Source organism: Pseudarthrobacter defluvii (assembly GCF_030323865.1).
In the GTDB taxonomy this organism is placed as follows: domain Bacteria; phylum Actinomycetota; class Actinomycetes; order Actinomycetales; family Micrococcaceae; genus Arthrobacter; species Arthrobacter sedimenti.
Genome location: NZ_CP066362.1, coordinates 1098696 through 1117102 on the forward strand (window position 1 = coordinate 1098696; position 18407 = coordinate 1117102).

Here is an 18407-nt window from a genome sequence, read left to right on the forward strand (position 1 = left end):
TGGCTGGCTTCGAAAAGCCGGCCACCCGCCGTCGTACTTCTAGAGCTTCTAAAGCGTCTCCGGCACTGGCCGCCCCGGGAACAGCGTGGCGTACTGCTTCCGGTACATCCGCCGCCCCACCAGCTTGTAGGCGAGCCGGACCGGGGGTGGGATCTCCTTGAACAGCTCCTTCCGGTCCGCGGGTGGATTCGTGGCCAGCACCATGCCCAGGTAGCCCACCATGAACCTCTTGTCGAGTGCCTTGACCCCGTGCTGCCCCACCGCCGCGGCTTCTTTCTCGCTCATCACCCGATCCGCCACGGGCATCATCTCGGTGACCTCCCGCCGGAGGTGCACGTTGAGGACGGCGGACAGGTCCTCGTACAGCGCGGCCAGTTCCGACGCCGACTCCGCATCCGCCGTCGACATCCAGCGCAGCCGCACCGGCTCAATGGCATCCAGCCGCTGTGTCACCTGCCGATGCTGCTCCAGCATCTGCCCCACGTGCAGCGCACACGCCGGCGCGCGCTCCTTCAGCTGCGGATACATCAACAGGTCCTCGCCCTCGTGGTGGAGGTGGAGCACCTTGTCGAAGTTCCCCAGCACTTCCCCGACGTAGGCGGCGCGGGCCGTGTCGCCCGCCGCGGCCGAACGCACCAGTCCGGGCGCCTCGCTGTAGGCCCAGAGGAAGAAACGGTGGATGCGCCGCATGGCAGCGGTTCCCGTACACAGGACGGGTCCCGCTGGAAGGGGAGGCGCGGTCTCGCCGGGCTGCATGGTGAAGAAGTCGGTCATTGTGGGCCCCTATTTTTGCCGGTCACTGAGACGAAGGACCTCTCCCCGCGAGCATCGTAGCCCCGGCCTCCACGGCACACAACGGCTGGGGAAGTACGACGGCGGCACTTAGGCGGGGTGCGCGGCGTCGCCCTGCTCAGGGGAGCCGGGAGCCGGCCTGCACCCGGGCCGAGTCTTCGCGCACCCGCTCAATCCATTCGGCGAGAAAGGCCTGGACGAGCGCGGGCTGCTCGTGCAGCAGGGCGTGCCCGGCGCGGTCCAGCACGGCAAAGGTGCCGGATGGGTAATCCCGGGCCAGCGCCAACCCATCCGCATAGCCGGCGGTGGCGTCCTGCCGCCCCGCCAGGACCAGCACGGGACGCGGATATCGCGCTGCCGATTCCGGACGGTCCCGCAGTTCCCACTGCGAAAAAATGCGGGCCAACCCCTGCTCGTCAACAAGGGATGCTGCAGGAGCCACGAACTGCTGGAACCGTTTCAGCGTTTCGTCCGTCTGGACCACGAAATAGCTGCGGAAAGAGGCCTCGCTTTCCGCGTCGAGGCCGGCAGGACTGACCGACGACACCAGGACCTCGTGTTTTGGCACGCTGCCGGTGTGCGCGCCGATGGGGCAGATCAGGGCAAACCCGGCCGCCTGCGGCCGCAGGTGGGCAACCGCGCGGGCCAGGTACCCGCCATACGACTGACCGATCATGAGGAACGGTTCATCACCGATCGTGCCGTCGATGAAGCCGAGCAGGAGGTCCAGCACGTCGTCGTTGCTGTTGAGCGACGCGTGAGCCGGGGTGCGGCCCATCCCCGGCAGGTCCGGATACAGGCGGCGGAACCCGGGGATTCTCGCGAACATCGGTTCCAGGCCGCCCGCAATCTCCCGGTGGTCCACTCCGGCGCCGTGCAGGGCAAGGACGGGTGTTCCGCTGCCATGTTCAACGAAATGGACGGGCACGCCGCTGACCACCGCTTCCATCCCGCCAGTGTAAATTCGGCCGGGACTGTGGGGCCAGGGTCCTCGTTACCAGGAAGCGGAGCACTTTGGGGCTCCTGCCCCTTTCGCGTCCCGGCCTGTGGGGCCAAGATGGCCCGCATGAGAAAACTCTTCACCGCCGGCCTCACGGCAGCACTGCTGGTGCTCGGTCCCGTTCCGCTTGCCCTTCCCGCCAATGCTGCAGGAGGCACGTCGCCTCAGCCCGGGCACGTCCTCGTAAAGTTTTACGACGACGGCGCTGCCGCCGGCATCCTGCACAGGCGCGGACTGGACGGCGTGGACGTCGGCAGTACGGGCGCCAGACTGGTCAGCGTGCCCGCCGGCAGCGAAGACCGGTTCATCGAGGCGCTCAGCCGGGACCCCGCCGTCGAGTACGCCGAAGCGGACCAGCCGGTGGCAGCCTTCACCTCCGACCAGTACTTCCCGCGCCAGTACGCCCTGCAGAACGATGGGCAGTCGTTCACCAACACCGCAGGCGACCTCACCATTCCTGCCGGCACGCCCGACGCCGACGTGGATGCCGTCGAAGCGTGGGACGTGACCACCGGCAACGGCGTCAAGGTCGCGGTGCTGGATTCCGGCGTCGCCAGCGACAACCCGGACATCGCACCCAAGGTGGTGGCCCGCGCCAACTCCAGCGGCTCGGCCACCAAGGCAGGGGACCCGGTGGCCGAGGACTACTACGGCCACGGCACCCACGTGGCCGGCAGCGTCGCCGCCACCACCGACAACACCATCGGCGTGGCAGGGGTCTGCCCGGGCTGCACCATCCTGGCCGGAAAGGTCTTGGACGACAACGGCGTCGGTTCGAGCTCTGCCCTTGCGAACGGCATCAACTGGGCGGTCAGCAACGGCGCCAAGGTGATCAACATGAGCCTGGGGGTGCGGGCATCGCGGACCCTGGAAACCGCCGTCAACAACGCCTGGAACAAGGGCGTGGTCCTGGTGGCGGCTGCCGGCAACGGTGGGAACCAGACCAAGATCTACCCCGGCGCGTACACCCATGTCATCGCCGTCGGTGCCACCGACAATAACGACGCCAAAGCCTCGTTCTCCACCTACGGCGCAAGCTGGGTGGACGTTGCCGCTCCCGGCGTCAACGTCTACTCCACCTTCCCCAACCACCCCTTCGTGCTGGCCACCCAGAACAACCGGTCCCAGGGCTACGACGTGGGCAACGGAAGCTCGATGTCCTCGGCCATCGTGGCAGGAGCGGCGGCGCTCGCGTGGAGCTCGCATCCGGGCGCCACGAACACCTCCATCAGGGCAGACGTGGAATCCACCGCGGACAAGGTTGCCGGCACCGGCACGTACTGGGCCTACGGCCGGGTGAACGCCGCCGGCGCCGTTAAATAGCGTCAGTTAGCCGCGCTGCCGGGTAAGCGGTGCCCTAGCTGGCCGGCTTCAGCGCGACCTGCCAGGCGGCAACTGCACGCGCACCGCTCAGGGTCCAGGTAGCTGTTCCGCTGGCTCCGGCGGTTGCCTGCACCTTGTCCGCGAGTTCGGCAATCTGCCCACCGGCGGCCTGCCAGCGCTGGGTCCAGCCGGCCGGCGCGGAGGAAACCACAGGGGCTGCGCAGTCACAGCCCACGCCGCCGACCAGCATGGCGCCGTTGGTGGCCGTTGTGACGCTGGGGGCGGTGATGCTGGTGGCGTTGTAGGTGGCGTCCACGGCCGTCGCTGCAGAGGAGTCAAGCGGCGTGGTGTTGTTCACGCCCCGGTAACCGGTGATGCCGCCGCCCCACTTCACGGCCGTGCTGAGCGTCCACGCGTAGCTGGCAGGATCCGAGGCGCCCACCACGTGGTAATAGGCAAAGACCCTGGCACCGGAGGTGGAGGTGCTGTTGATGCCCAGGCCGTTGACCAGCGGAGTCCAGCCCGCCGGGACGGAGGCCATGGTGGGGTTCAGGTCCGTGGTGATGGCGGCGACCAGGACATCACCGGCAGCGGTTCCGGCGGGGGCACCGATGGAGACGGCGGAAGCCGCCGTTCCCGAATAAGTGGTGGACGAGCCGACGACGCCTACCCCTGCGGCCGGCGGCGGTGTGGAGGAGGAGCTGACGGTGATCGTGGTGCTGGCAGAACTGGACCCGCCGCTGTTCGTGGCCGTGAGCTTGGCCGTGTAGGTGCCGGCTCCCGCGTAGCTGTGGGCGGGGTTCTGCGCGGTGGAGGTGCTGCCGTCGCCAAAGTCCCAGGCCCAGGAGGTGGGCGTGCCGGTGGACGTGTCAGTGAAGGCGACGTTCAGCGGCGCTGTGCCGGATGTGGGGGAGGCCGTGAAGGATGCCACCGGTGCCGTGACCGCCGGTCCCAGCGGACGGTCCGAGTACCAGTAGCGCTTGGCCACGTCGTCACTGGCCATGACCACGATGCCCGTGGAACTGTCCACACCCTGCTTGGTGGTGGTCACATTGTTCATGTTGGACGACGATGCGCTCTGGATGACGGGGGTCCCGCGGCCGCTGCCAAACACCGGGTTGTCCATGGACGCCGTCTTCTCGTAGATGCTGCCGGCCACCCCGGAGTACGCGCAGCCGGTCACTGACGTGGGCGGGGCTGTCTGGAAAGCGCGGACCAGGTTGTTCTGGGTGTCCAGGACTATCTGCGGCCTGCTGACGCAATCACCCGTTGTGGAGATGGTGGACTGGGTGAAGGAACCCGTGCCCGGCTTGAAGACCAGCAGCAGCAACTGCGGCAGCGTGGGATCACTGGAGACGTCGTTCAGGCTGGTCTTCACCGCGGCGAAGACGCGGCCGCTGGTATCCGACTGCAGGGACTTGATGTTCAGGTGGTCGTCGGCCTGCCCTTGGCCCCGGATGGCCGGCTGGAAGTTCCAGGACGATGACGCCGTGGGGGAGGTCCCATCGGTGCGCGAGGCCCACCATACCGAGCCGGTGAGCTGGTCGCTCCACATCACGCCAATTTTGTTCTTGTTGTAGGACACCACGGCAGAAATGTCATCCGGTGCCGGGTGCGGGTTGGAGACCGGGAGGACGAACGGCGCAGCCCAACTGGAGCCGCCGGGCGCCGAGTTGTTTACGTAGACGGTGTTGGTGAAACCGCTGGTGCTGTTGCCCGCCACCTGCGTCCATGTGGCCCAGATGGCGCCCGTGCTGTCCTCGTCGATGGTCATCGACTCGCTGCTGTTGTTGGCAATCACGGTGGGGAACCCGGAGTCGAGCGTGTACTTGCCGCTGGAGTAGCTGTACCGGTAAAGGTATGCGGGCTGTCCGGCGACAGAGGGTTTCGGGTTGGCGTCGGTGGAGATGGTGACCACGTGCGAGGCGATGTAGAGGTGGCTGCCGTCCCACATGGTGTCGGCCAGGGTGCTGCCGCGGGTGTCATTGACCACGCCCGTGTTCACCCAAGTGGCGCTGGGCCGGTCCAGCCGGTAGATGCTCCAGCCGCTGCCGCTGGTCCACATGTCCGCCCACCAGGAGCCGTCATTCCACCACAGCTTGCTCTGGGGCTTGTCCGACGTGGGCGGATTGGCGACGCCGGAGTAGGCGATGCTCTGGGTCCCGTAGACGGGATCTGCGGAAGCCGGCGGCGCTCCCACCAGGGCGGCAGCCGCTATCAGGACCAGAACCACGGCCTGCCGTAACCAACCTGGGAAAACTTCGCTCTTCATGGCCGGCTCCTGGGACTTGATGCCGCAGTGGCATATTTACTTGCCGGAGTCCTGCCGCCGGCCCAGCCCGACGCAACCCCTAGGGGACTTAGGGTAGGCCCCTAATCGATCCCCTAACAAGAGCCCCTGGTACCTGTTTTTGTTGCCTAGGGCTACTGGTTACTTAAGTGCTGGACTCGGCGCGCTGTTTGACCCCGCGGAGCACGCCAACCTCCATGTAGTGATGCAGCGGATCACCAATGAAAAGGTCGACGCCGCGTGCCAGCATCAGCGCGCCCGGCACCTTCTGGAGGGTGAACGCCAGGGCCCGGGTCACCGCCGGAGCGTCGGGACCGGCGCCGCGTACGGCGGCACTGAGATACCCCGGGCCGCGGTACCGGATGATGAAGCGGGTGCGGTTTCCGGGGAGGGTCCGCAGGATGAACTGCTCACCCGCCACCAAGTGCCTGTTGGGTTCGAGTTCCGACACCATGGCGTACACACCGCCGCCGTACGGGACTTTGTCCCCGACCTTAAGGTCCTGCAGCTCAGGGTGGATCCGCGTTGCCGAATGCTTCCCTTCAACGTACCGGGCGTGGAACAGGGCCCGCTCAACCCGGTCGTGCGTGTAGAAACCCGCACGATAGATCCCCATCTGCACGATCCATGGCCACACGCGGTCCGGCGGGGCATCGATGGTGATGGCCCGGGTGCTTTGGAACACCGGCCGGGGCTCCAGGCCGTCGCCGGGCAGGGGCTCCACCGCTTCCGTTCCCTCGGTTCCCCACCGCAGCATGGCTTCCGCCACAGCAGATACGCCGCCAGCTGCGCGAAGAGCGACACCGCCAGGAGCAGCCAGCGCCGGCGGCGTACCGTTCCGCGGCCCGCCCGTACACAATGTCGTCGTCCGGACATAGCCGCCAAAATGCCACGGGACCCCCGCCACCAGAAGTGCCGAAGGTCCCGCCAGCCCACCGTCGACGCGTTTGCGTAACTATTGGCTTCAACGGGAGCACGGAACCCCGCAAATACAGGGGACCGCCTTAACCAACCGCCGATAAATCACGCAAACGCGTCACACACGAAGGTCAGGCGCGCGACTGAAGCCCCGGGGCGCCGTCGCGGATTTCGAAGGAGGCCTTGGTGGAAACGGGTGCGCCCGGCGTCGTGACGTGGTCCAGCACCCGGAAGTCAGCCGTCATGGCGTCCTTGGTGATGCGGGTGTTCACGTAGCCGCGGTTGTCGTTGTAGAACTTCAGGTGCGGGTTCCAGGCCATGGTGGCGTCCGTGGTGGAGCCGCTGCCGTCGCCGGTGGAGGTGATGGACGTGCACACCAGTTCCGAGCCAACCACGGGCGAGGCGGGGTCCTTGTAGTCCACTTTGACGTCGTTGGCCCAGTGCCGGTGCACATCGCCGGTGAGTACGACGGCGTTGCGGACGTTGGCGTCCACCCAGCCCTGGGTGATGCGGCGGCGGGAGGCCGCGTAGCCGTCCCAGCCGTCCATGGACACGTCATCGATCTCAGGTGCCTTGTTGCGGTCCCGCTCGGCGAAGAAGACCTGCTGGCCCAGGATGTCCCAGCGCTGCGTGGAGTTGCGGAAGCCGTCCAGCAGCCACTTTTCCTGCTCGGCGCCGGTGATGGTGCGGTCCTCAGCCAGGCGTTCGGTGACGTTCTTCTTCCAGCCGTCGCCGGCCAGCTGGTCGTCGCGGTACTGCCGGGTATCCATCATGTGGAAGTTGGCCAGCTGGCCCCACTGGATCTTCCGGTAGATCTTCATGTCCGGACCGGCCGGGAGGGAAGACGGGCGCAGGGGCATGTTCTCGTAGTACGCCTGGAACGCGGCGGCGCGGCGCTGCCGGAAGTGCTCCACGCTGTCGTTGAGCTGGCCGGCGTCCTTGTTCTCGGGCACGTCGTCCGCCCAGTTGTTGTCCACCTCGTGGTCATCCCACACCACTGCCCACGGTGCGACGGCGTGCGCAGCCTGCAGGTCGGCGTCGGCCTTGTACTGGGCGTGCCGCTGCCGGTAGCTCTCCAGCGTGACGGTCTCCGGGCCCTCGTGGTCGCGGGGGTTGCCGCCGCCGATCACGTAGCTGTCCTTCTTGTATTCATACAGGTAGTCGCCCAGGTGCAGCACCAGGTCCGGGTGGTCCTCGGCCAGGCGGCGGTAGGCGGTGAAGTAGCCGTGTTCGTACTGCGCGCAGCTGGCGAACGCCATGGCCAGGGCGGCGGGCGTCTCGTGGAGGGCCGGGCTGGTGAGGGTGCGGCCCACTGGGCTGAGGTGCTTGCCGGCGCGAAACCGGTAGAAGTACTCGCGGCCGGCCTTCAACCCGCGCAGCTCCACGTGCACCGAATGCGCAGCTTCAGGACGGGCCTGCTCCACGCCGCGGGCCACCACCTTCCGCATGCTTTCGTCCTCGGCCACCTCCCACTGCACGGCCACGGGGCGGGACGGCATGCCGCCCAGGCCGTCCTCCGCCACGGGATTCAGGGCCAGGCGGCTCCAGAGGACGAAGCCGTCCGGCCACGGCTCGCCTGACGCGATGCCGAGCATGAAGGGATCGTTGCGGAGGCCGGCGTCGTCAGCGGTGGAAACCGCGACGGCGGCGCCCGGCAGGGCTGCGACCAGGCCGGCGCCGAGGCCGGCCGAGATAAGGGTTCTGCGGGAGATGTTGTCCATGGCTCCCAAGGTATTTCCAGCTTCTGTACAGGTTTCGAGGAGGATGTGAATGGGCGGTTAACGGCTTGACAAGAGCTGTGAACTTTGTGCGGCCGGCCCCGCGTCCGGTGCGGGCCTTTGGACTCTGGCTCAGTGCAGGCTTCCCGGGCAAACTTGGGCCCGACCCCATCCGGCCAGCGAAAGAAGGAACCATGCCCCGCACCTCCGTCGTCACCGGCGCCGCCTCCGGCATTGGCAAGGCAACCAAGGAACTCCTGGAACAGCGGGGCGAACGCGTGATCGGGGTGGACCTGCACGACGCCGAGGTAGTGGCCGATCTTGCCAGCGCGGAAGGAAGGGCCGCATTGGTGGACGCTGTACGAAAAGTCAGCGGCGGCAGGATCGATGCCATATACGCCAATGCCGGACTCGCATCCGCGGCGCCGCCGACTGTCGCCGTCAACTTCTTTGGAGCGATAGCAACACTCGAAAAACTCCGGCCCCTGCTGAGGGAATCCGAAGCCCCACGCGCGGTGGTGGTCTCATCCATGGCAGCCCTCATGGCCAGCGACGAAGAGCTGGTGGGGCGGCTGACCGCAGGAGACGAGCAGGCAGCCATGGCCCGCGCCGAGGTCCTGGCCAAGGAACCGACCACTGGCGGGCTCATCTACTGTTCCACGAAGCTCGCATTGTCCCGGTGGGTCCGCCGCCAGGCCGCCACCGCCGACTGGGCCGGAGCCGGGATCCCCCTGAACGCCGTGGCTCCCGGAATCATTGCCACCCCCATGACCGCCGAGATGATCGATACCGAACAAGAACGAGAGTCGCTGTTGAAAGTGGTCCCAATGCCACTGAACGGGATTGCCGAACCGGTTGTCGTGGCCCGCCTGCTGGCCTGGCTCAACAGCGCTGAGAACACGCACCTTTGCGGGCAGATCGTCTACGTGGACGGCGGCAGCGACGTGGTGCTGCGCGGCGACTCGGTCTGGTGAGGGCCGGGCCTAGTAACCGGCCGTGCATCCCGCCCTGAACGCCAGGTACCGCGGATCCCCGCGGCCCACCAACCGGCCCAGCGCGTCGATGGCCAGGAAATCGGCAAAGCCCATATCCGTGGAAAGCCACCGCACCAGCAGCGAGGCATCACCGCTGGCCCGGACGGCCGATCCCACCGCCATGTCCAGCTGATCACGGAGCAGCTGCACCGCGAGGGCAACGGACCGGATGAGCAGGGGAGCGCTGTACGCCTCCAGCGCCTCGGCAACCAGGCCCGCGCGCAGCAGCCTCAGCACCTGCCCCGCGTCGGAACGACCAGCCAGCGCGGGAGCAAGCCGGTAGGGGTTGGACTCCACGGCGCCGCCCAGCATGGACCGCACCCGGAACATCTCGGTCCGGATGGCCTGCGGGGTGCCCACGTCGCCATGCAGCTCGTACGCCAGCTCCTCCGCGGACCAGCCCTGCGACCGGGAATCCAGCAGCGCCAGGATCTCCGCCCGGCGCAGCGTCAAAGACACACGGCTCCCATCGGCAAACACCGCTGCAGGCTTCTCGCCCAGCAGTTCCAGCCGCTCCACCGCGGCAGCCGGACGCGAAGGGAAAGCCGCAGGCTGCCGGGAAGCACCAACGGGAGACAAGGCACCCAAGGAGGTGCCGCCGTCGGACGTTCCCAGCAAAGCCTCTGCCACCCGCACGGCGCAGCGCACCATCCGCAAAGTGTCCGCGCTGAGGGTGTCCAAGGGCCCGGACACGTCCAGCACCCCGAGCACCTGCCCGGTGGCAGGGTCCGTAATGGGCGCCGCGGTGCAGGCCCATTCGTGGTGCGTGCGGACCAGGTGTTCGGCGGAGAACAGCTGCACGGGGCCGCCGGTGACCAGGGCTTCGCTGATGGCGTTGGTGCCGATACCGGCTTCTGACCAGTCGGCCCCTTCCAAGAATTCCAGGTGGTCGGCCCGGCGGAGGACAGCCGGACTGCCCACCCGCCAGAGGACCTCGCCGCCGGCATCGGTGAGCACCAGCAGGTGGCGGCCGGAGCGGGAATCATCGGCCAGGAGGTCGTGCAGCGCGGGCATCACCTGCTGCAGCCGGTGCTCCCGCCGCAGCTCCAGCACCTCCGCCACCTCGTGCAGGTGCCGCGGGCTGTGCTGGTCCGGGCTGATGCCCAAAGCCATGGAGCGGTGCCACGAATCGACCAGGCTGGTGGAGATCTCCGGCCGCGGGACGCCGGAAATGACCAGCTCGTGCGCGCGGCGCAGCGTCCGTGCATACGTTGTCGGGTCCGAAAACCTCAGGCCGTGGTCCACTCTTTCCTCCTCACAGCCGGCACCTTTGCCGGATTCGTGTAACGCCCCTGTTACCCCCGCCGCGTTCCACTAGTGATGCAGCTCACGCCCGCCCCAGCATATCGGGCAGGCGGAGCCCGAGGAACAGCACAAAGGAGTGGAGATGACCCAAACACCCACCGCTGCCGCGCAGGCCTGGCTTTCCGGCCTGGATGACGCGCTGCAGCGGCGCGACGTGGACGCCGCGCTGGAACTTTTCGAGGATGAAACCTACTGGCGGGACTTCGTGGCGTTCACCTGGAACCTGAAAACCCTGGAAGGCAAGGCGGACATCCGCCGCATGCTCGAGGCCACGCTGGACCGGGTGCAGCCCTCCAACTGGGCTCTGTCTGAGGATGCCATCGGGGACGCGGAGAACGTGGAAGCCTGGATCACGTTCGAAACCGGTGCCGCGCGTGGCTACGGCCACCTCCGGCTCCGCAACGGCAAGTGCTGGACGCTGCTGACCACCATGCAGGAGCTGAAGGGCTTCGAGGAGAAGAAGGGCCCGCGGCGCGAGCAGGGAGTGGCCCACGAGATCGTCCGCGGACGCAAGTCCTGGAAGGAGCTCAAGGAGGAGCAGGAGGCCCGGCTGGGCTACGAGGAGCAGCCCTACTGCGTGATCATCGGCGGCGGGCAGGGCGGGATCGGCCTCGCGGCGCGGCTGAAGCGGTTGGGCGTGCCCACCATCATCGTCGAAAAGAACCAGAACCCCGGCGACTCCTGGCGCAACCGCTACAAGTCCCTGCACCTACACGACCCCGTCTGGTACGACCACCTGCCCTACCTGAAGTTCCCTGACGATTGGCCGGTCTTCGCCGCCAAGGACAAGATCGGCGACTGGCTGGAGCACTACACCCGCATCATGGAGCTTAACTACTGGTCCGGCACCGAGTGCGTCAAGGCAGTGTACGACGACGGCGCGCAGGAATGGGAGGTCAACGTCCTTCGCAACGGCGAACCAGTGACGCTCCGGCCCAAGCAGCTCATTTTCGCCCTGGGCGTCTCCGGCTACCCGAACATTCCAAAGTTCGACGGCGCCGAGACCTTCCTGGGCGAGCAGCGGCACTCCTCCCAGCATCCCGGTGGAGGTGACTGGACGGGCAAGAAGGCCGTGGTGATCGGCTCCAACAACTCGGCCCACGACATCTGCGCCGACCTCTGGGAGCACGGCGCCGACGTCACCATGGTCCAGCGCTCCTCCACCCACATCGCCCGCAGCGAATCCCTGATGGACCTTGCGCTGGGGGACCTGTACTCGGAGCGGGCGCTCGCGGCCGGCGTCACCACGGAGAAGGCGGACCTGCTGTTCGCCTCGCTGCCCATGCGAATCCTCCCGGAGGCGCAGGTGCCGGTGTACCAGGAGATGGCCAAGCGGGACGCGGAGTTCTATTCGCAGCTGGAGGCCGCCGGGTTCGACCTGGACTTCGGCGTGGACGGCTCCGGCCTGTTCGTGAAGTACCTGCGGCGCGGCTCCGGCTACTACATCGACGTAGGTGCTTCCCAGCTGATCATCGACGGCCGGGTGAAGCTCAAGTCCGGGCAGGTCGCCAAGATCACCGGCAACGCCGTGGTCATGGACGACGGCACCGAGCTGGAGGCGGACCTGATTGTCTATGCCACCGGCTACGGCTCGATGAACGGGTGGCTGGCAGACCTGGTCTCGCCCGAAATCGCGGACCAGGTGGGCAGGTGCTGGGGATACGGCTCAGACACGCCAAAAGACCCTGGTCCGTGGGAGGGGGAGCTGCGCAATATGTGGAAGCCCACCAACGTGCCCAACCTCTGGATCCATGGCGGCAACCTGCACCAGAGCCGGCACTACTCCGCCTACCTGGCGCTGCAGCTGAAGGCCCGGATGGAAGGACTCGAGACCCCCGTCTACGAACTGCAGCCCAGCCACCACACCCGCTAAGGAGAACCCATCATGAAGGCAGCACGTTTCCACGCCCGCAAGGACATCCGGATCGAGGACATCCCGGAGCCGGAGCTGCGGGCGGGGACGGTGAAGATCGACGTCGCCTGGTGCGGCATCTGCGGCACCGACCTGCATGAGTACCTGGAGGGGCCTATCTTCTGTCCCGCACCCGGGCATCCACACCCGCTGTCCCACGAGGAATCCCCGGTGACCCTGGGGCACGAATTCTCCGGGACTGTGGCTGAAGTCGGCGAAGGCGTGGAGGGGCTGGCAGTGGGTGACAACGTCGTCGTCGAACCCTACTTTGTGGACGGGACCTGCGACATGTGCCAGGCCGGCAGCTACCACCTGTGCCGGCAGATGGGCTTCATCGGGCTGTCCGGCGGCGGGGGAGGGCTAAGCGAGAAGATCGTGGTGGACCAGCGCTGGGTGCACCCCATCGGGAACATCCCGCTGGATGAGGCCGCCCTGATCGAACCGCTGTCCGTGGCCCATCACGCGGTGGCGCGCAGTGGCGTCAAGGAAGGCGAGGTGGCCCTGGTGGGCGGGTCCGGGCCAATCGGTTTGCTCACCGCGGCCGTGCTCAAGGGCATGGGCGTGACCACGATCATCAGCGAGCTCACCCAGGCCCGGAAGGAGAAGGCCACCTCCAGCGGCGTGGCCGACCACGTGCTGGACCCGAGCCAGGAGAACGTGCCGGAGCGGGTCCGCGAGCTCACCGGCGGCACCGGGGCGGACGTCGCCTTCGAATGCGCGGGCGTGAACGCGGTCCTGGACACCATGCTCGACGCCGTCCGGCCGGGGGCCGTGGTGGTCAACGTGTCCATCTGGGGTGCGCCGGCCACTGTGGACATGCAGAAGATCGTGCTCAAGGAGATCGACCTGCGCGGCACCATCGCCTATGTCCGGGACCACCCGGCGGTCATCAAGATGGTGCAGGAAGGCAAGGTGGACCTCAAGCCGTTCATCACCGGCCGGATCGCGCTGGAGGACCTGGTGGAGCAGGGCTTTGACACCCTCATCAACCACAAGGACACCGCGGTGAAGGTGCTGGTGCATCCGTAGCCCGGGGCGCTCGGACTTAAGGCCCTGTTTCCCCATAAACCTCAGGCGTAGCTTGAATGTGGGTCCCGCAACCGCGGGGCCCACATTCAAGGGGGGCATGATGACCAGGCCCAGGCATACGGCACTCAGCGTTCTCGGGCTCAGTGGCCTGTTCCTCCTCACAGGGTGTTTCGGCCCGCCCAGCCCGTCGCCGACCAGCAGTTCCGCGGCACCGTCGGCAAGCCCCACCACCAGCGCCACCCCAAGTACGACGGCGACCGGCACCGCAACGGCGACCCCGACGTCACCGCCCAGCACCTCAGCCGCGCCCACCACCGCGGCCGCCCCTCCGCCGTCGTCCGCCCCAGCCGGCCCGCCACCCACGCAGGAGCCCCAGCCGACGCAGGAACCCCAGCCCACCGGCCTCCCGGAACAAACCGGCCCGCTAACCATCTACTACGTGGCCGTGGACGACAACGGCGTCTCCGGTCCCCGGATAGGCTGCGGCGACAGCCTGGTGGCCACCACCACGGGGCCGGTCCGGTTCACCGACCAGGTGCGGCCCAGCGTGGAGACACTGCTCGCCAACAAGAAGCGGGACGTGGGGATGTCCGGGCTGATCAACGTGCTGTACCAGTCCAGCCTGACGTACCTGGGCGGCGAGCTGAACGGCAGCACCATCAGCATCTGGCTTTCCGGGCAGTTCATGCTGGGCGGCGTCTGCGACATCCCCAGGGCCAAGGCGCAGCTGGAGTACACCGCCATGGCCGCCTCGGGAGCCACCAGCGCATTGGTATACGTCAACGGCCGGCCGATTGACGAGGTCCTCAGCCTCAAGTAGTTAAAAGTGGGTACGCCGGCAGCAGCCCCTGGGAGGAACCGGATGGACAGCCTGCAGCACCCGCTCTTCGCCCGCGCTTTCGCCCGGGTGGTTGGCGGCATGGACCGCCGCGGGGCAGCCGAGCACCGCCGCCGCATCCTTGCCGGGCTGCACGGCTCCGTCATCGAGATCGGAGCGGGGGCTGGATCGTCCTTCCCGCTCTACCCTTCAACCGTGACCCATGTCCTGGCCCTGGAACCGGAGGACTATTTGCGGGACGTGGCGCAGGAGGCGGCACCATCGGCCAGCGTTCCGGTGACCGTTGTCGATGCCGCCGCGGAGCACATCCCGGCAGAAACGGCCAGCGCCGACGCGGTGGTGGCCAGCCTTGTCCTCTGCAGTGTCAGGGACCAGGCTGCGGTGCTCGCCGAGATCCGCCGCGTCCTCAAGCCCGGCGGGACCCTTGCCTACTACGAGCACGTCCGGTCGGGGCACCCGCTCGTGGCCAAGGCGGAGGATGTGCTGACCCCTGTCTGGGGGCGGTTCATGGGCGGCTGCCACCTCAACCGGGACACCCTGGCAGCGATCACCGCGGCAGGGTTCACGGTTCAGGACCACGAACGGTTCGGTTTCCCCGTGCAGCGCTTGAATCCTTCCCTCGCCCACATCCTTGGCACGGCCACCAGCCCCGGGCCGCCCAGCCAGACGCCAAGTCCTGCTGACCCGGGCAGCACAGCATGAAAACCCTGACCCTGCCGGGAGCGGATGGGGTGCGGATCAGCGTCAAGGAGTCCGGCGACCCCGGCGTGCCTCCCGTGGTGCTGCTGCATGCCCTGGGCGACACCGCAGGGGACTGGGGCACGATTGCCGCAGGGCTCGAACCGGGCTTCAGGGTGTTCGCCATCGACCTCCGCGGCCACGGGGGCAGCGGCCGGCCCGGGAAGTATTCCTTCGAGCTCATGCGCGACGACGTCGTGGCTGTCCTGGACGCGCTGGACCTCCACGACGTGATCCTGGTGGGGCATTCCATGGGCGGAGTGGTGGCCTACCTCGTCGCACTGGCACAGTCCGGCCGGCTGGCCCGCCTGGTCGTCGAGGACGCCCCGCCGCCGTACCCGCGGACGCGCACCCTGCCGGAACGGCCCCCGGGCGAGTTGCCTTTCGACTGGGCTGTCGTCACCGCCGTCGCCGGGCAGGTCAACGACCCCTTGCGCCGCTGGTGGCCCAGGCTGCCCGAAATCATGGTGCCCACGCTGCTGATCGGCGGCGGCGCCGGCAGCCACATCCCGCAGGAGTTGCTCACGGAGGTCGCAGAGCTGATCCCTGACTGCGCCCTGGTCACCCTGGAGACAGGGCACAATGTGCACGCCGCCGCCCCGGACCAGTTCCTCAACGCCATCATGTCCTGGCTGGAGAAACGGGCGCTGTGATGGCCAGGGAGAAGTTGCTCGGGTGACTGTCAGACACGGGTCGTACCCTAGAGCGGTAAAGGCAAATTCGCAGCCCGACGTGTCCGAACGGATCCGGCCATGACTGACGTGAACGTCCAGGAGCGCGGCTCCCTCCAGCTGCCGATCGCGGACGCCGCGAGCCTGACGGCCGAACAGACCCTCACCCGCCTGGGGTCCGGTCCCGGCGGCCTCAGTGAGGAGGAGGCGGCCGGCCGGTTGGAGCAGCTTGGCCCCAACGCCGTCCGCACCCACCGGGCCAACGCCTGGGCCGTGCTTGGCCGGCAGTTCGCCAGCCCCATCCTCATCCTCCTGATCATCACCGCCGGCTTGTCGCTGTTCCTGGGCGACGCCACCAACTCGATCGTCATCGGGGTAATTCTGCTGGTCAGCGTGGGGCTGGGTTTCACCAACGAGTACCGCGCCGAGCTCGCCTCGGAAACCCTGCACTCCCGGGTCACCCACCAGGCCGCCGTCCAGCGCGGCGGCGCCACAAGGGAAGTGGACGTCACCGCTTTGGTGCCGGGCGACGTCGTGCATCTCTCCCTGGGCGCCATTGTCCCGGCCGACATCCGCCTCCTCACCACCAACAACCTGCACTGCGACGAAAGCATCCTCACGGGCGAATCCCAGCCCGCCGCCAAGGACCCTGCCCCCGTCGCTCCCGGCGCATCCCTTGCCGATCTCGCCTCCTGCGTCTTCATGGGCACCGTGGTCCAGTCCGGCGGCTGCAGCGGCGTGGTGGTGGCCACCGGCGGGCGGGCGGAGTTCGGCCGGATTGCGCTGGGCCTGGGCGAACGGCAGCCGCAGACCGAGTTCCAGCTGGGCCTCAAACGGTTCTCGTTCCTGCTGCTGCAGGTGGCCGTGGTGCTGACGTCGCTGATCTTCGTGGCCAACCTGCTCCTGGCACGCCCGCTGCTGGAATCGCTGCTGTTTTCCCTGGCCATCGCGGTGGGCATCACGCCGCAGCTGCTGCCCGCCGTCGTCAGCACCAGCCTGGCCACCGGCACCCGCCAGTTGGCCAAGCGGAAGGTCCTGGTCAAGCGGCTGGTGTGCATCGAGGACCTGGGGGACATGGACATCCTGGTCACCGACAAGACCGGCACCCTGACCGAAGGGAAGATCAGCTTCACCCATGCGCTTCCGGCCAGCGATGGAACGTCCGACGACGGCCTGCTCACCCTTGGCCTGTTGGCCACCGAGGCGGACTATGCCGGCGCGAAGGCTTCCTCCGCAGGCCAGAACCCGTTGGATGCGGCGCTGTGGGAGAGCCCCGGCGCCGCTGCGTTCGAACCCGGGCGGTTCCAGCGGCTGGACCTGATCGGCTTCGACCACCAGCGCCGCCGCACCACCGTGCTGGTCCGCGATTCGGACGGCCAGCCGCGGCTCGTCACCAAGGGGGCCCCGGAGGACGTGCTGGCCCTGTGCGGCCCCACGTCGCCGGCCGTGCAAGCCATGCTGGATGAACAGTTCGACGCTGGCGCCCGGGTGGTGGCGGTGGCCACCCGCCCCGCCGCGGGGCTGGCAAAGCTCACCCCGGCTGACGAGCACGGCCTCACGCTGGCCGGTTTCCTGGTGTTCCTGGACAAGCCCAAGGCCAACGCCCGCCAGTCGCTGGACCGGCTGGAGGCGCTGGGCATCTCGGTGAAACTCGCCACCGGGGACAACGCCAAGGTGGCCGAAAAGGTCTGCACGGACCTGGACGTCATCTCCGGCGGCACACTCACCGGCGCCCAGGTGGAGGCCATGTCCGACGCCGACCTCGCCGCCGCCGCGCGTACGGCCACCATTTTCGCCCGGGTCTCCCCGGAACAAAAGGCGCGGATCATCACCCTCCTGCGGCAAAGCGGCGGTGCGGTGGGCTTCATGGGGGACGGCGTCAACGACGCCCTGGCATTGCACAAGGCGGATATCGGCATTTCCGTTGATACCGCAACGGACGTCGCCAAGGACGCGGCCGACGTCGTCCTTTTGGACAAGGACCTCGGCGTCCTGGCGGACGGCGTGATGGAGGGGCGGCGGATCTTCGCCAACACCATCAAGTACGTGCTGATGGGCACGTCCAGCAACTTCGGCAACATGTTCAGCGCCGCCGTGGCTTCCGTGGTGCTGAGCTTCCTGCCCATGCTGCCGGGCCAGATCCTGCTGAACAACCTGCTCTACGATTCCGGGCAGCTGGCCATCCCGGGGGACCGTGTGGACAAGGAACAGCTGCGTGCGCCCTCGCACTGGAACATCGCCTTCATCCGGCGGTTCATGCTCCTTTTCGGGCCCATCAGCTCGCTGTTCGACTTCGCCACGTTCGCCCTGATGTTGTTCGTTTTCGACGCAGCGCCCGGGGAGTTCAGGGCCGGCTGGTTCATCGAATCCATTGCCACCCAGACGCTGATTATCTTCGCCATCCGCACCCGGCGCGTTCCGTTCCTGCGCAGCCGGCCCTCCAACGGCCTGATCGCGGCGTCCCTGGGTGTGGTGGCCGTGGGCGTGTTCCTGCCGCTCTCACCCCTGGCCGGCGTGCTGGGCTTCGACCCGTTGCCGGTGCCGTTCTTCCTGGCCCTGCTGGGCATGGTGGTGGTGTATCTGGTGCTCGTGGAGCTCGCCAAGCAGTGGTTCTTTGCCCGTGATGCGCAGCAATTGCCGGCCACGCCCCCACCCGTGCAGCGCCGGCACGCCACCCACCACATCTCCCGGCGGGCGTTCCGGTTCAGCATTCCCGTCAGGGTGCCCCCGCTGCGGGCGCCTGTTGCAAGGCAAAAGGGGCGGCGGAGGCGGCCCGTCCGTAATCTTTAGCCCATGCGGCGCTGTGGGTTGTTAGCATGGAGGGGGAGACGCTGGGGCT

At 67.7% G+C, this 18407-nt stretch carries 14 protein-coding genes; 8 read left to right on the plus strand and 6 right to left on the minus strand.

Going from position 1 to position 18407, the window contains the following annotated elements:
• Positions 1-48: 48 nt before the first annotated feature.
• Positions 49-774, minus strand: a complete 726-nt coding sequence (locus JCQ34_RS05155; RefSeq protein ID WP_286402607.1) for a hemerythrin domain-containing protein — start codon at positions 772-774, stop codon at positions 49-51.
• Positions 775-910: 136 nt separating this feature from the next.
• Positions 911-1741 carry an alpha/beta fold hydrolase gene (locus JCQ34_RS05160; RefSeq protein ID WP_286402609.1) on the minus strand — a complete coding sequence of 277 codons (831 nt, stop codon included), beginning with the start codon at positions 1739-1741 and terminating at the stop codon, positions 911-913.
• Between the two features lie 117 nt (positions 1742-1858).
• On the opposite strand from JCQ34_RS05160, the gene JCQ34_RS05165 reads away from it, so the two are divergent.
• Positions 1859-3115: a S8 family serine peptidase gene (locus JCQ34_RS05165; RefSeq protein ID WP_286402612.1), complete on the plus strand. Its 1257-nt coding sequence runs from the start codon at positions 1859-1861 to the stop codon at positions 3113-3115.
• Positions 3116-3149: 34 nt separating this feature from the next.
• Here JCQ34_RS05165 and JCQ34_RS05170 read toward each other — a convergent pair whose 3' ends face one another.
• The 3 genes from JCQ34_RS05170 to JCQ34_RS05180 form a co-directional block, all read right to left on the minus strand.
• Positions 3150-5387 (minus strand): PKD domain-containing protein, encoded by a 2238-nt coding sequence (locus JCQ34_RS05170; RefSeq protein WP_286402615.1) that lies wholly within the window; start codon positions 5385-5387, stop codon positions 3150-3152.
• A gap of 163 nt (positions 5388-5550) precedes the next feature.
• On the minus strand, positions 5551-6162 hold the full coding sequence (locus JCQ34_RS05175) for a hypothetical protein (protein WP_286402618.1): 612 nt from the start codon (positions 6160-6162) through the stop codon (positions 5551-5553).
• Between the two features lie 292 nt (positions 6163-6454).
• The gene (locus JCQ34_RS05180) at positions 6455-8044 is read right to left on the minus strand and encodes an alkaline phosphatase D family protein (RefSeq protein ID WP_286402621.1); all 1590 of its coding nucleotides are present in this window, start codon (positions 8042-8044) and stop codon (positions 6455-6457) included.
• A 191-nt stretch (positions 8045-8235) separates the two neighbouring features.
• On the opposite strand from JCQ34_RS05180, the gene JCQ34_RS05185 reads away from it, so the two are divergent.
• Positions 8236-9015: an SDR family oxidoreductase gene (locus JCQ34_RS05185; protein WP_286402624.1), complete on the plus strand. Its 780-nt coding sequence runs from the start codon at positions 8236-8238 to the stop codon at positions 9013-9015.
• 9 nt (positions 9016-9024) lie between these two features.
• On the opposite strand, the gene JCQ34_RS05190 is transcribed toward JCQ34_RS05185, so the two are convergent.
• On the minus strand, positions 9025-10320 hold the full coding sequence (locus JCQ34_RS05190; RefSeq protein ID WP_286402626.1) for a GAF domain-containing protein: 1296 nt from the start codon (positions 10318-10320) through the stop codon (positions 9025-9027).
• A 142-nt stretch (positions 10321-10462) separates the two neighbouring features.
• Between JCQ34_RS05190 and JCQ34_RS05195 the strand changes: the two genes are divergently transcribed.
• From JCQ34_RS05195 to mgtA, 6 genes are all read left to right on the plus strand, one after another.
• The gene (locus JCQ34_RS05195) at positions 10463-12253 is read left to right on the plus strand and encodes an NAD(P)/FAD-dependent oxidoreductase (RefSeq protein WP_286402629.1); all 1791 of its coding nucleotides are present in this window, start codon (positions 10463-10465) and stop codon (positions 12251-12253) included.
• Between the two features lie 12 nt (positions 12254-12265).
• The gene (locus tag JCQ34_RS05200) at positions 12266-13321 is read left to right on the plus strand and encodes a 2,3-butanediol dehydrogenase (RefSeq protein ID WP_286402631.1); all 1056 of its coding nucleotides are present in this window, start codon (positions 12266-12268) and stop codon (positions 13319-13321) included.
• Positions 13322-13421: 100 nt separating this feature from the next.
• Positions 13422-14141: a hypothetical protein gene (locus JCQ34_RS05205; protein WP_286402634.1), complete on the plus strand. Its 720-nt coding sequence runs from the start codon at positions 13422-13424 to the stop codon at positions 14139-14141.
• A 42-nt stretch (positions 14142-14183) separates the two neighbouring features.
• Positions 14184-14861 (plus strand): class I SAM-dependent methyltransferase, encoded by a 678-nt coding sequence (locus JCQ34_RS05210; protein ID WP_286402638.1) that lies wholly within the window; start codon positions 14184-14186, stop codon positions 14859-14861.
• Entirely contained in the window at positions 14858-15550 is a 693-nt protein-coding gene (locus JCQ34_RS05215) for an alpha/beta fold hydrolase (RefSeq protein WP_286402639.1), read from the plus strand. The genes JCQ34_RS05210 and JCQ34_RS05215 overlap by 4 nt, the downstream gene beginning before the upstream one ends.
• A 99-nt stretch (positions 15551-15649) precedes the next feature.
• Positions 15650-18358 (plus strand): magnesium-translocating P-type ATPase, encoded by a 2709-nt coding sequence (gene mgtA / locus JCQ34_RS05220; protein ID WP_286402641.1) that lies wholly within the window; start codon positions 15650-15652, stop codon positions 18356-18358.
• Positions 18359-18407 lie beyond the last annotated feature (49 nt).